We start from the raw sequence: 14,610 nt of genomic DNA on the forward strand, positions 1-14,610 counted from the left end.
TGTTTAAGAGAATCTCACAGGTTATAGACAGAGAACAAGAGTGGCTTGTTTTCTGTTTTTTATTTTACAGATAAATTTGTTAATAAACAATATGTAGTATAAGGAGGTATATCATTAATGTATGATGTAATTATTATTGGAGGGGGCCCTGCAGGACTAGCAGCTGGCTTATACGCTTCAAGAGCAAGACTTAAAACTCTTATCCTAGAAAAGGAAAAAGCTGGTGGACAAATAGTTATAACTGACGAGGTTGCTAACTATCCTGGTTCTGTTGAAGAAGCTTCAGGTCCAAGCCTAATTAAGAGAATGAAAGATCAAGTAGACAGCTTTGGAGCTGAATTCGTTTTAGATACTGTTGAAAAACTAGAACTAAACGATAAAGTTAAAAAAGTTGTTTGCAAAGACAAAACTTATGAAGGCAAGACTGTTATAGTTGCTACAGGCGCTACACCAAGAAAGATTGGTTGCCCAGGCGAAGTTGAATTTACAGGCAGAGGCGTAAGCTACTGCGCAACTTGCGATGCTAACTTCTTTGAAGACATGGAAGTTTATGTAGTAGGTGGTGGAGACTCAGCTTTCGAAGAAGCTATGTACTTATCTAAATTTGCTAGAAAGGTTACACTTGTTTACAGAAAAGGCAAAGAAGAAGCACGTGCAGCTGAAAGTATTAAAGAAAAGGCATACAAGAATCCAAAACTTGACTACATCTGGAACGCTAATGTTGTAGAAGTAAAAGGTGACGGAATCTTAACAAGCATAGTTCTTGAAGATACTAAGACAAAAGAACAACGCGAAATATTTGCTGACGAAAACGACGGAACATTTGGTCTATTCGTATTCGTAGGATATATTCCGAAGAACGATATTGTTGAAGGCATCCTAGATATGGAAGGCGGCTATATCGTTACTGATGAAAACATGCACACAAATATCCCTGGAGTATTTGCAGCTGGAGACAACAGAAAGAAAGAATTAAGACAAGTTGTTACAGCAACTGCAGATGGAGCTATAGCAGCTACACAAGCTGAAAAGTATATTAACGAAAACTTTGCAGACTAATAGTCTAAGTATATAAAGTAAAGAAATTTTAAGGAGGAATCGTAATGTTAGAAGTAACAAAAGACAATTTTGAACAAGAAGTTAAACAAGCAGAAGGCTATGTATTAGTGGATTTCTGGGGTCCTACATGTGAACCTTGCAAGGCTTTAATGCCACACATCCACGCAATGGAAGAAGAATTTACAAACGTTAAATTCACTTCATTTGATATTTCAAAGGGTAGAAGATTAGCAATTGGCGAAAAAGTTATGGGCTTACCAGTAATTGCTATTTACAAAGACGGTTCTCAAGTAGACTCAAGAGTTAAAGAAGACGCTACTAAAGAATCAGTTAGAGAAATGTTAGAAAAATATAACTAAAGTTTATTTACTATTTTATAGTTAAATATATTCAAATTTTAAGGGAGGTGAGATTATGCGTCTAGAAATAGGCAACGTGCTTATTAAAGATGTTCAATTCGGCCAAGAGACAAAGGTAGAAAATGGAGTTCTATATGTAAATAAAGAAGACATTATCAATCTTTGCAAGGAAGATGAACACATTAAATCCGTAGACGTAGAAATCGCTAGACCGGGAGAAAGTGTTAGAATCACACCGGTTAAAGATGTTGTTGAACCAAGAGTTAAAGTTGAAGGACCTGGTGGAGTATTCCCTGGAATTCTTTCAAAAGTTGACGTAGTTGGTTCAGGTAAAACAAACGTTCTTAAAGGTTGTGCAGTAATGACAACAGGTAAAATTGTTGGTTTCCAAGAAGGTATTGTCGACATGACAGGACCAGGTGCTCAATATACACCATTTTCAAAAACTAACAACATTGTAGTTATTGCTGAACCAATTGATGGTTTGAAGCAACACGAACATGAAAAAGCTCTAAGATATTGTGGATTCAAGACTGCAGCTTACTTAGCTGAAGCAGCAAGAAACTTGACTCCAGATGAAACAGAAGTTTATGAAACACTACCTTTAATGGAAGGTGCTGAAAAGTTCAAAGGACTTCCAAGAGTTGCATATGTTCAAATGCTACAATCACAAGGACTTCTACATGACACATACGTTTATGGTGTCGATGCAAAGCAAATAGTTCCTACAATTTTATACCCAACTGAAGTTTTTGATGGAGCTATAATTAGTGGTAACTGCGTATCATCATGCGATAAGAACCCATCTTATGTACACATGAACAACCCAGTTGTTAAGGAATTGTACAAAGAACACGGTAAAACTATCAACTTTGTTGGTATGATTATCACTAACGAAAACGTTTATCTTGCAGATAAGGAAAGAAGCTCAAACTGGACTGCTAAACTAACTAGATATCTAGATCTTGATGGAGCTGTTGTTTCACAAGAAGGTTTTGGTAACCCAGATACAGACTTAATCATGAACTGCAAGAAGATCGAAGGTCAAGGCGTTAAGACTGTAATAATTACAGATGAATACGCTGGTAGAGACGGTGCTTCTCAATCGTTAGCAGACGCTGATAAGGCTGCAGATGCAGTTGTAACTGGCGGTAACGCTAACCAAGTTATTGATCTACCTAAGATGGACAAAGTTATTGGTCACCCTGAATTTATCGATACGATCGCAGGTGGATTTGATGGCTCATTAAAAGAAGACGGATCAGTAACAGTTGAAATCCAAGCTATAACAGGAGCTACTTCTGAAGTAGGTTTTGGATATTTAACAGCAAGAGGCAAATAATTAATAAAAAAATAAAAATAGGAAAGGAGAGTTTTTGAATGTCAATATTTAATGAAAATTCAAAAGTTGTTATAATTGGCGACAGAGACGGTATTCCTGGTCCTGCTATGGAAGAGTGTATAAAGACAACACCTGCAGAAGTTGTATTCTCAGCTACTGAATGTTTTGTCTGAACTGCCGCAGGCGCTATGGACCTAGAAAACCAAAACAGAGTAAAAGAAGCCGTAGATAAATACGGTGCAGAAAACATTATAGTTTTACTTGGTGGAGGAGAATCTGAAACAGCAGGCTTAGCAGCTGAAACTGTTACAGCAGGTGACCCTACATGGGCTGGTCCTTTAGCCGGAGTCTCGTTGGGACTTAAGGTATACCATGCATTAGACCCTGAATTTAAGGAAAGTGTTGATGCAGACGTTTATGACGAACAAATAGGCATGATGGAAATGGTATTAGACGTAGATGCTATTACTAGCGAAATCAAGGCTATCAGAGATGAGTACACTCAATATTAATAGTGCCCAAAAATTTTAGTAAAAGGGGGGAAATATGATGAGTAAATTAAGAGTAGTTCATTATATTAACCAATTCTTTGCCGGTGTTGGTGGAGAAGAAAAAGCTGATATAAAACCTTACGTTGAAGAAAAGGTTATGGGTCCTGGTATGGCTTTAACTGGCCAATTTAAAGGAGAAGCTGAAATTGTTGCGACTATAGTATGTGGTGACTCATATTTCGGAGAAAACATTGAAGAAGCAAAAGCAGCTATACTTGAAATGGTTAAAAAATATGAACCTGATCTATTCATCGCAGGACCTGCATTTAACGCAGGAAGATACGGTGTAGCTTGCGCTACAATAACTGACGCAGTACAATCTGAACTTGGCATTCCTGCAGTAACTGGTATGTATGTTGAAAACCCAGGTGCTGATATGTTCAAGAAATCAGTATATATTATAAGTACAAAGAACAGTGCGGCTGGCATGGTTGACGCTGTTAAGAAGATGGCTCCATTAGCTCTTAAATTAGCTAAGAATGAAGAAATCGGTACTCCAGCAGAAGAAGGATACATCGAAAGAGGAGTAAGATACAATTTATTCGCAGAAGAAAGAGGAGCAAGAAGAGCTGTTAACATGATGCTTAAGAAGTTAAATGGTGAGGAATATGTTACAGAATATCCAATGCCTAACTTCGATAGAGTTGATCCAAATCCAGCTATTAAAGATATGGCTCACGCAACTATCGCTTTAGTAACATCTGGTGGTACTTGTCCTAAGGGCAATCCTGATCACATAGAAGCATCATCAGCTTCCAAATATGGAAGATATGATATTACAGGATTAGATGCATTCACAAGTGAAAATGCTGAAACAGCTCACGGTGGATACGACCCTGTATATGCTAACGAAGATCCTAACAGAGTTTTACCTCTTGACATCATGAGAGAATTTGAAAAAGAAGGTAAAATAGGAAAATTATATAATGCATATTTCACAACAGTTGGTAACGGTACTGCCGTTGCAAATGCTAAGAAATTTGCTGAAGAATTCTCAAAAGAATTAGTTGAAAACCATGTTGATGGAGTTATATTAACTAGTACCTGAGGTACTTGTACACGTTGCGGTGCAACAATGGTAAAAGAAATCGAACGTGCAGGAATCCCTGTAGTTCACATGTGTACAGTAGTTCCAATTTCATTAACAGTTGGTGCTAACAGAATAGTTCCAACAATAGCTATTCCACATCCACTTGGAGATCCAAAACTTGACCACAAGGAAGAAGTTTCTCTAAGAAGAAAGCTAGTTGAAAAAGCATTACATGCTTTAGAAACTGAAGTTGATGGACAAACTGTTTTCGATAAATAATTATTTTAGATAATTATATTCGCCCTTTCAATTAAGGGCGAAGTACATAATTAGTTTATGTCATAGTTATGCTATGTTATAGATAATTCATAATAAAAAAATATTACGGAGGTGTATGGATGAATTATTCAGTATTAAAGGGTGCGGCTTATGTATTATTGCAAGCACCTGATATGGTAATCCACAATGGAACTACTCAAACAACAGAAAGAACTCTACATCCAGATTCAGAGTATCTAAAGGCAGTTCCAAAACATTTAAGAAGTTTTGAAGACTGCGTTAATTATTTACCTAATCAAATTTATATAGGTAATGAAGTTCCTGAAAAGTTAAGAGAAGTGCCTGAACCATGGCATGAGCATTTATTAGAAGGTGCTGATAGACATGGCAAAAAGGGTGAAATTCTTCCGCAATCAGAACTTATCGGTATGATGAAAGTTGCTGACGTATTTGAATTAGTATTTTTAACTAAAGAATTTACTGAACAAGTAAAAAAAGAATTTGAAGAACATCCACTAATAAAAGAAGATCTAATAAAAAGATTAGGTGAAGGAACTGAATTAGCAGAAATTGAAGGTTTAATCAAAGATCACGGAGCTGAAGCAATCATGAATGAAGACAAAGTTGTTGGTTGTGTAAAGAGAGCTCATGATGTTGACCAAAACTTATCAGCTCACGTAATGTTTGAAAACTTAGTAGTTAAAGCATCAGGTATATTTGCTGCTTTAAACTGTATAGAAAAGAACCATATTGATCCTGAATCAATTGAATATGTAATTGAATGTTCAGAAGAAGCATGCGGTGATATGAACCAAAGAGGTGGCGGTAACTTTGCTAAATCTATAGCAGAATTAACTGGTTTAGTTAACGCATCAGGTTCAGACGTAAGAGGTTTCTGTGCTGCACCAACTCACTCTTTAATTTCTGCTTCGTCATTAGTACAAGCAGGTACATTTAAGAATGTTATGGTAGTTGCAGGTGGTTCTAGTGCTAAACTTGGCATGAACGGAAGAGACCATGTTAAGAAAAAAATGCCAATAATCGAAGACTGTGTTGCAGGATTTGCATTTGTTGTCTCTCAAAACGATGGAGAACATCCAATAATCAGAACTGATATAGTTGGTAGACACACAGTTGGCACTGGTTCATCACCACAAGCAGTTATCACTTCTTTAGTTACAAATCCACTAACAAAAGCTGGATTAAAAATCATAGATGTAGATAAATATTCAGTAGAAATGCAAAATCCAGATATAACAAGACCAGCTGGAGCAGGTGACGTTCCTGAAGCTAACTTTAAGATGATAGGAGCTTTAGCTGTAAAGAATGGCGAAATCGAAAGAACTGCACTTCCTGATTTTATCGTTGAACATGGTATGAAAGGTTGGGCTCCAACTCAAGGCCATATACCTTCAGGAGCACCTTATCTTGGATTTGTTATAGATGATATCAAGAGCGGAGCAGTAAAAAGAGCTATGATTGTTGGTAAGGGAAGCTTATTCTTAGGTAGAATGACAAACCTATTCGACGGTGTTTCTATAGTAATCGAAAAGAACCCAGGAAAGGTTAGCGAAGAAGGCGCAGCATCTGAAGAAACTATCAAGAAATATGTAGCAGATGCAATGAGAGATTTCGCTAAATCATTCACAGAAGAAAATTAGAGGTGACGATATGTCAGACAACATTAAGAAAATGATTGGACAAGTTTTTAATGACATCGCTGATGGCTTAGAAACTGGTTCATTCGGTAAAAAAGTACGTGTTGGCTTAACAAGTTTTGGTAGTGAACACGGTACTGAAAACTTAGTTAAAGCTGCAGAACTTGCTCAATCTAGAGATTCTTCAATCGAAGTTGTCCTTATCGGTCCTAAAGCAGAAACTGAATTAACTCAATATGAAGTTTCTGATGAAGATCAAGGCTACAAGAAGATGGAAGAATTGCTAGACGCTGGAGAGATAGATGCATGCGTTACTATGCATTATAATTTCCCAATCGGAGTATCTACTGTAGGTAGAGCTGTTACTCCTGGATATGGTAAAGAAATGCTTATAGCAACAACAACAGGAACATCTTCTGCACACAGAGTAGAAGCAATGGTTCTTAATGGTATCTATGGTTTAATCGTAGCTAAAGCATTAGGTAATCAAGATCCAAGTCTTGGTATACTAAATGTTGACGGAGCAAGACAAGTTGAAAGAGCTTTTAAACAATTAAACGAAAATGGATTTAATATAAAATTTGCTGAGTCACACAGAGCAGACGGTGGAGATGTAATGAGAGGGAACGACTTATTACAAGCTTCATGCGACGTTGTAGTTAATGACTCACTTACAGGTAACATCCTTATGAAGATGTTCTCTTCATTCACAACTGGTGGCTCATACGAAGCAGCTGGCTTTGGTTATGGACCTGGTATTGGTGAAGACTTCGATAGAACTATACTTATAGTATCTAGAGCATCTGGTGTTCCTGTTGTAGCAAATGCACTAACATATGCTGCAAGCCTAGTTAAAGGTAATTTACACAAAGTAGCAAAGTCTACTTTTGAAGCAGCTAATGCAGCTGGTTTAAAAGATGTTTTAGCATCATTAAATAAAGCTAACGAAAAGAAAGATGATGGTCCAAAGGGAGCAGTAGCAGCTCCAGCAAAGGAAGTTGTTGAAGAAGCTATCGCTGGTATCGACATACTAGAACTTGAAGATTCAGTTCAAGCACTTTGGAAAGAAGGCATCTATGCTGAAAGCGGTATGGGTTGTACAGGACCAGTTATCATGGTTAGCACAAAGAACCTAGATAAAGCTAAAGAAGTTTTAGCAAAAGCTGGATATATAACAAGCGATGCAAATTGCTAATTAAAAATGAGGCGCAAGCCTCATTTTTTTATGCAAAAATTCGTTTAAACACAGCTATATAGAAATATAGAAATTAAGAAATTAAAAAGATTAATCAATACAATCTAAATATTACTATTAAAAAATTAAGATAAAGCATATGAAAATTACTTATTTAGTGATATAATATATGTGGTGATACTATGGAAAGAAATAAACAATACTTTAAAGAATATATTATGGATTTGCGTTCCATTATCGAGATATCTAGTTTTTCTTTGATGGTACTTAATCTAATCTTGTTACCAATATCAAAGGTGCATAGACTGGATATAGCACTAAGCATATCATTAATCTTTTATTATCTAATTATAAGACCAAGAATCAAGGATACACAAACATTCTATGTCTTTAGGATTATTGCGAGTAATGCAACAAGAAGGGCTTTTTTACACTTTTTAATAGTGCGTGTGATAATAAAGAGTGACCTTGAGATGTATACAAATCACTACTTCATCAAGTACACTATCATCATGATGATTATATTTATCATGTATTTAATTATACTGGCTTATATTAGTAGTAAGAAGTTTGCTAAGAAAGAAAAGTTTTTTAAAAACTTCAAGTATAATGATAAATTATTTATTGAGAACTATACATTAGAGAACTTTGAAAACTTTAAATACTATACAAATTTAAGTGCACTTTACTCAGACGACAATACCGATAGTGAATTGCTTGATGCTAGACATGAGTATCTTAAGGCTTCACTTGCAGATGAAGAGGAAGATGAAGAATTAGAAAAGATAAGAAAAGAGATTTTAAAAAAATTAGATGAAGCATATAAGTTTGTAAAATTTGAAAAAAAGTAAAAAAAGTTCTTGACTTTTAAATTTATTAGTAGTATGATTATAAGGATAAAAAAATATAGGGAGGATATTATGCTTAAAGGAAGAAATTATATTGATCCGGAAGATCTAAGCCTAGAGGAGCTTGATGAGCTATTTGCACTAGGTAAAGAAATTGTTGAAAACGAAAAGGATTTTATACACGTATGTGATGGTAAAATCCTAGCTACTCTATTCTATGAGCCCAGCACCAGAACCAGATTTTCATTTGAAGCCGCTATGTTGAGATTAGGCGGAAATGTTATTGGTTTCTCGGAGCCGGGCTCTAGTTCTGTAGCAAAGGGAGAAACACTTGCTGATACACTAAGAACAGTTAGCTGCTACTCAGACATTATCGCAATGAGACACCCAAAAGAAGGTGCTCCACAATATGGTCACAACGCATGTACAGTACCACTAATTAACGCAGGTGACGGTGGACATCAACATCCTACACAAACACTTACAGACCTGTTTACAATACTAAGCGCTAAAGGCAAATTTGACGGCATGACTATAGGTCTATGCGGCGACTTAAAGTTCGGTAGAACAGTTCACTCACTAATCAAAGCAATGTCAAGATATAGCAATAACAAATTTGTTCTTATTTCACCAGATGAACTAAGAGTTCCAAAATACTTAAAAGAACAAGTTCTTGATAAAAAGTCAATTCCATATACAGAAGTTGAAAGACTTGAAGATGTAATCGACGATCTTGATGTATTATACATGACACGTGTACAAAAAGAAAGATTCTTCAACGAAGCTGACTATGTAAGATTAAAAGACAGCTACGTTCTAGACCTTGAAAAGCTTAAGAACGCTAAAAAAGACCTAGCAATACTTCATCCACTACCAAGAGTTAACGAAATAGCTGTAGATGTAGACGACGATCCAAGAGCTTGGTATTTTAGACAAGTTAAGAACGGTATGTATATAAGAATGGCACTGATAGCAAAATTATTGGGGGTTAAATAATGTTAAGTATAAATAGTATTTCAAAAGGTATAGTTATAGACCATATACAAGCTGGACATGGTATACAAATATTTGAATATCTAAATCTTAGAGAAGCTGACTACACTGTAGCATTAATCATGAACGCACACAGTGAAAAGATGGGCAGCAAAGACATGATTAAGATTGAAAATGAAATAGACTTAGATTTATCTGCGCTAGGTTTTATCGATCCAAACATCACTGTGAACGTAATAAAAGATGAAAAGATTGAAAGAAAGATAAATCTTACTCTTCCAGAAGTTGTAGAAGGCGTTATAAAATGCAAGAATCCTCGCTGTATAACATCTGTTGAAAGAAATATTCCGCACAAATTTGTCTTAGTTGATAGAGAAAAAGGCAAATACAAATGTGCTTACTGTGATCATGTTTACGGCGAATAATATGATTATAGATAGATTATTTGAAGAAGTTCAAAAATTTGGTCCAATCTGTGTCGGTTTAGACACAGATTTGTCCTATATTCCAGAGCATTTAAATAGTATAGAAAGCATCGCAGATAGAGTTTTTAAATTCAACAAGGACATAATCGATGCAAGCTATGATTTAGTAGCTGTATATAAGCTTCAAATTGCTTACTATGAAGCTTTGGGCGTAGAAGGACTAGTAGCATACAAAAAGACTTTAGAATACCTTAGAGAGAAGAATAAGCTAAGCATAGGTGATATCAAAAGATCTGATATTGCAAAGACAGCAGAAATGTATGCAAAAGCACACTTTGAAGGCGATTTCGAAGCTGACTTCATAACTCTTTCACCATTTATGGGTTATGACAGTATAAAACCTTATTTACAATATTTGAAAAGCGGAGAAAAAGGAATATTTGTTCTATTAAGAACATCAAATCCTGGTGCTTTAGACATAGAATACCTTGAAAGTAAAGGCGAAACATTGTATAATATAATTGGTGACAATCTAAGTAAGATTGCAGATAAATACATCGGTGACTATGGCTACTCATCTCTAGGCTTCGTTGTTGGTGATAACATCATGGACAGTGGCGAACAAGATGAGATAAGAAAGAGATTTCCTAGGGAATTTTTCTTGGTTCCAGGCTATGGCGCTCAAGGCGGAAAGGCTGCAACTGTAAGAAAATTACTTACAGAGCTTAACGGAGGCATTGTAAACTCATCAAGAGGTATAATAACAAGCCATATGAAGCACATGGAAGATGCCGATTATAAGTCTGAAAATTATTTAAAATACATTAGAGAAGCTGTTATAAATATGAAGGAGGATATCTGTGGCTAGAAATGCATACAAAGAGGGTACGATATTAGAAAACAATCACATTATTGACAATATCTACGTTTTAAAAGTAAGTGGACCATTCGAAGGCGCACCGGGACAATTTTATATGATTAAATCGTGGCAAGGAACAGACCCTCTTCTAGCTAGGCCTATAAGCATCTACGATATAGATGAGGAGGGCAATATCTATCTTTTAGTAACAAATGTTGGTAGAGGAACAGATATAATGATGAAGCTTAAAAAAGGCGATAAATTATATTTACTTGGACCACTAGGAAACAAGTTCCCATTACCTAATAAAGACGAAAAAGTGGCTTTAGTTGGCGGCTCTGTTGGTATAGCGCCTCTTAAGTACCTTGCTAGATCTATACAAGATATCACTAAGAATATAGATTATTATGCAGGTTTTAGAGATAATCCATACTTAATCGAAGATTTTGAAGAATATGTTGAAAATACATATATTTCAACAGAAAGTGGCAAAGTCGGCTACAAAGGCTATATCATAGATATTTTAGAATCTGAGAAATACGATAAGATATACACTTGCGGACCATTCCCAATGATGAAAGCCTTATTACTAAAGGCTCATAATAGAAATAAAGTACTTGTAAGCATGGAGTCAAGGATGGCTTGTGGCGTAGGTACATGCAGAGGCTGCAGTATAAAGACTAAAGTTGGCATGAGACGCGTTTGTAAAGACGGACCAATATTTGGAGGAGGTGTGTTTTTAATTGACTGATTTAAGAGTAAAGATAGCTGATATTGAATTTAAAAACCCACTAATCGCTGCGAGCGGAACCTACGGCTTTGGTAAAGAATACGAGGAGTACTACGATATCTCAAAGATAGGTGGTGTCTCAACTAAGGGTCTTACACTAAATCCAAAAGACGGTAACGAAGGCATAAGATTATTCGAAACTCCAAGCGGTCTTATGAATTCTATAGGTCTTGAAAACCCTGGTATACAAGCTTTTATCGATAATGAACTAGACTTTTTACTATCAAAGGACCTTATTACACTTGTTAATATTGGCGGCAATAACATAGAAGATTACCTAGAGGCAGTTAGATTAATATCTAAAACAGAAGCTCAAATGATAGAGCTTAATATTTCATGCCCAAATGTTAAAAGTGGCGGCATGGCCTTTGGTATAAAGACTTGCGTTGCAAAAGATGTTGTTAAAAAAGTAAGAGACATAACAGATAAACCACTTATAGTTAAGCTATCACCAAATGCTAACGACATAGTGGAAATGGCAAAGGCATGCGAAGAAGTCGGTGCAGATGCGCTAAGTCTTGTTAACACATTTAACGCCATGGCCATAGACATAGACAGACGCAAAACTATATTTAACAATAAAACTGCAGGTCTATCAGGCCCTGCAATCAAGCCTATTGCCTTAAGAATGACATATGAAGTAGCAAAGGCAGTTAATATACCAGTTATTGGCATGGGCGGCATACAAAACTATAGAGACGTAATCGAATTTATCATGGCTGGTGCAAGTGCTGTACAAGTTGGCACTATGAACTTTACAGAGCCTATGATTATGGCAAATATTGCTGAAGACTTAGAAAAATATATGAATGATAATAAGATAGAAAGTTTTGAAGAGATTAGAGGAATAATTTAATGAGTATAGGTGTAGATATACTTGAAATATCTAGAATTAGAAAATTAATGGAAAATGAAAAGTTTTTGAATCGCTTCTTTAGTGATGCAGAGATAAGCTATATAGAATCATCAGCTAAGGCTGATGAAACTTGTGCTGGAATTTTTGCAGCTAAAGAAGCTATTATTAAGGCTTTAAATGGCAATTTAGCTAGACTACAATATAAAGACATCTCTATAGAGAGAAAAAATGATGTACCATTTGCTTATGTAAATGGTATAAATTTTTTTGTCTCAATCTCGCATGATGGTGACTACGCTATAAGCATTGCAAGTACTGATGAAACGCTTAGCAAAATCACTATTGAAGATGAATTTAAGGTGTTTAGAAAAAGAGATGACTTTACTCATAAAGGTGACTATGGTAAACTTGCTATATTTGCTGGATCTCTCTCGATGACTGGAGCGCCTTACTTTGCTTCGCTTGCTGCGATGAGGACGGGCTGCGGCTTATCTTATCTATACGTAGATAAAAATATACAAGATATACTCAGCGTGAAGCTGCCTGAAACTATAATTAGATGCAATGACAATTATGATTTAGCTGATATGGACGCTGTGCTTTTTGGACCAGCTTGGTCATTTTTTGAGAATAGAGATAAAATTTACAAAGACATAATCGCTTCAAATAAAAAGCTTGTGATTGATGCAGATGGTCTTCATTATTTAAAAAAGTATGGAGATAAACTAGGATACAGGGCTATAATCACGCCGCATTTTGCTGAACTTGCAAGACTTATAGATGTTGACATAAAAAAAATTATAGAAGAGCCTAAAAAATATGCGCGCCTTGCTAGTGAAAAGTTTGAAGTCGTAGTTGTTTTAAAGGGTCACAATACTATTGTCATGGATAAAGACAATGAATACATAAATCACACAGGAAACCCTGGTATGGCGACAGCTGGCTCAGGCGATGTGCTTTCTGGAATTATTGCTTCGCTTCTTGTTCAAGGCTTCACGGTCTTTGATGCAGCGAAATACGGAGTATATTTGCACGGCTTAGCAGGGGATCTTGCAAAAGAAAAATACACAGAATATTCATTAATAGCGAGCGATATCATTGAGTTTATACCGAAAGCTATTAAGATGATGGAGGTAAAATAAATGAAGGGCAATAGAGCCGCTTGGCTTGAAATTAATTTAAATAATCTTGAGTACAATATCAATTCTATTAAAAAGGCTATAAGTCCTCAAACGAAGATTATGCCTGTTATTAAGGCTGATGCATATGGCCATGGAGCTGTAGCTCTTGCAAAATTTATGGAAGGCCTAGGTATTGATAGATTTGTAGTATCTGTTGCGAGCGAGGCAATGGAACTTAGAAAAGCTGGTATTGAAGAGGATGTACTTATGCTTAATTACTTAGAGGATAATTATTTAGAAGAAGTAGTTAAGTATAATTTAACGAGCGCTATATTTAGCTATGATAAGGCTAAAAAGCTTAGTGAAGAAGCTGTAAGACAAAATAAGATTGCCAAGATACACATTGTTCTTGACACAGGTATGTCTAGAATTGGTTTTCAAGCAGATGAAGTCCATAGAACAAAGTCTGTAGAAGAAATTTTAAAGATTGCAAGCCTTAAAAATATCGATATAGAAGGCATATTTACTCACTTTGCTAATGCTGATATCAAAGATAAAACTTTAACTCATAAGCAATATGACAATTATCAAAAAACCGTTTCTATGCTCGAAGAGGCTGGACTTAATATAAGGATTAAACACGTTTCTAACTCAGCATCTATCATGGATCTAAAGGATTTAAACCTTGACTATGTTAGAGCGGGCATCATCCTTTACGGCTACTATCCATCTGACGAAGTTATAAAAGAGAATTTACCATTAAAAAAATTGATGCAATTAAAAGCTTGTATATCAAATGTTAAAGAGATAGAAGCAGGTGAGGGCGTTAGCTATACATTCTCCTTTATTGCTGATAAAAAGACTAAGGTCGCGACTATACCTATAGGATACGCAGATGGCGTAAGAAGACTTTTACAAAACAAACTAAAAGTTCTTTATAAGGACAAGCTATTGAACAACATCGGAAACATTTGCATGGATCAATTTATGGTCGACGCAACAGGGACTGATGCAAAGATTGCTGATGTGGTAACTATAATCGGTGATGGCACTAACAAGGCCATGACTTATGATGACCTTGCTAAGATTGAAGGCACTATTAACTACGAAGTTCTAACTGATATGAAGGATAGAATTTCTAGAAAGTATTTTTACGATGGAGAAGAAATAAGCTCTCACAACTACAAAGATATATAGCTTAAACCCGTAAAGTTATTGACTTATAAGCGATTTTAACTTATAATA

15 protein-coding genes are annotated in these 14,610 nt (G+C 35.7%); all 15 read left to right on the forward strand.

Translation table 11 applies throughout. The annotated features are described in order from the left end of the window. Positions 1-108: 108 nt before the first annotated feature. Complete coding sequence (gene trxB / locus BN3004_RS05990) at positions 109-1,059, forward strand: thioredoxin-disulfide reductase (RefSeq protein WP_148344913.1); 951 nt, start codon at positions 109-111, stop codon at positions 1,057-1,059. A gap of 44 nt (positions 1,060-1,103) precedes the next feature. Further along, on the forward strand, positions 1,104-1,418 hold the full coding sequence (gene trxA / locus BN3004_RS05995) for a thioredoxin TrxA (protein ID WP_058260295.1): 315 nt from the start codon (positions 1,104-1,106) through the stop codon (positions 1,416-1,418). A gap of 55 nt (positions 1,419-1,473) precedes the next feature. After that, positions 1,474-2,760 carry a glycine/sarcosine/betaine reductase component B subunit gene (locus BN3004_RS06000; protein ID WP_058260296.1) on the forward strand — a complete coding sequence of 429 codons (1,287 nt, stop codon included), beginning with the start codon at positions 1,474-1,476 and terminating at the stop codon, positions 2,758-2,760. Between the two features lie 38 nt (positions 2,761-2,798). After that, positions 2,799-3,272, forward strand: coding sequence for a glycine/sarcosine/betaine reductase complex selenoprotein A (gene grdA, locus BN3004_RS06010; RefSeq protein ID WP_082244106.1), 474 nt, complete (start codon positions 2,799-2,801; stop codon positions 3,270-3,272). A 37-nt stretch (positions 3,273-3,309) separates the two neighbouring features. Next, positions 3,310-4,620: a glycine reductase complex selenoprotein B gene (gene grdB, locus BN3004_RS06015; RefSeq protein ID WP_082244157.1), complete on the forward strand. Its 1,311-nt coding sequence runs from the start codon at positions 3,310-3,312 to the stop codon at positions 4,618-4,620. Positions 4,621-4,739: 119 nt separating this feature from the next. After that, positions 4,740-6,281 carry a glycine/sarcosine/betaine reductase complex component C subunit beta gene (gene grdC / locus BN3004_RS06025; protein ID WP_058260300.1) on the forward strand — a complete coding sequence of 514 codons (1,542 nt, stop codon included), beginning with the start codon at positions 4,740-4,742 and terminating at the stop codon, positions 6,279-6,281. A gap of 10 nt (positions 6,282-6,291) precedes the next feature. Next, entirely contained in the window at positions 6,292-7,473 is a 1,182-nt protein-coding gene (grdD, locus tag BN3004_RS06030) for a glycine/sarcosine/betaine reductase complex component C subunit alpha (protein ID WP_058260301.1), read from the forward strand. Positions 7,474-7,655: 182 nt separating this feature from the next. After that, complete coding sequence (locus BN3004_RS06035; RefSeq protein WP_058260302.1) at positions 7,656-8,324, forward strand: hypothetical protein; 669 nt, start codon at positions 7,656-7,658, stop codon at positions 8,322-8,324. A 69-nt stretch (positions 8,325-8,393) separates the two neighbouring features. Continuing rightward, positions 8,394-9,317 carry an aspartate carbamoyltransferase gene (gene pyrB / locus BN3004_RS06040; protein WP_058260303.1) on the forward strand — a complete coding sequence of 308 codons (924 nt, stop codon included), beginning with the start codon at positions 8,394-8,396 and terminating at the stop codon, positions 9,315-9,317. Continuing rightward, positions 9,317-9,739, forward strand: a complete 423-nt coding sequence (locus BN3004_RS06045) for an aspartate carbamoyltransferase regulatory subunit (RefSeq protein WP_058260304.1) — start codon at positions 9,317-9,319, stop codon at positions 9,737-9,739. The genes pyrB and BN3004_RS06045 overlap by 1 nt, the downstream gene beginning before the upstream one ends. A 1-nt stretch (position 9,740) precedes the next feature. Continuing rightward, entirely contained in the window at positions 9,741-10,607 is an 867-nt protein-coding gene (pyrF, locus tag BN3004_RS06050; RefSeq protein WP_058260305.1) for an orotidine-5'-phosphate decarboxylase, read from the forward strand. After that, complete coding sequence (locus BN3004_RS06055) at positions 10,600-11,349, forward strand: dihydroorotate dehydrogenase electron transfer subunit (RefSeq protein WP_058260306.1); 750 nt, start codon at positions 10,600-10,602, stop codon at positions 11,347-11,349. Before pyrF ends, BN3004_RS06055 begins: the two co-directional genes overlap by 8 nt. Then, positions 11,342-12,244, forward strand: a complete 903-nt coding sequence (locus BN3004_RS06060) for a dihydroorotate dehydrogenase (protein WP_058260307.1) — start codon at positions 11,342-11,344, stop codon at positions 12,242-12,244. Before BN3004_RS06055 ends, BN3004_RS06060 begins: the two co-directional genes overlap by 8 nt. Next, the gene (locus BN3004_RS06065; RefSeq protein WP_058260308.1) at positions 12,244-13,386 is read left to right on the forward strand and encodes an NAD(P)H-hydrate dehydratase; all 1,143 of its coding nucleotides are present in this window, start codon (positions 12,244-12,246) and stop codon (positions 13,384-13,386) included. Before BN3004_RS06060 ends, BN3004_RS06065 begins: the two co-directional genes overlap by 1 nt. Beyond that, positions 13,387-14,562: an alanine racemase gene (gene alr, locus BN3004_RS06070; protein ID WP_058260309.1), complete on the forward strand. Its 1,176-nt coding sequence runs from the start codon at positions 13,387-13,389 to the stop codon at positions 14,560-14,562. Positions 14,563-14,610 lie beyond the last annotated feature (48 nt).

Origin of the sequence: Fenollaria timonensis (genome assembly GCF_001457835.1) — a bacterium.
Classification (GTDB): domain Bacteria; phylum Bacillota; class Clostridia; order Tissierellales; family Peptoniphilaceae; genus Fenollaria; species Fenollaria timonensis.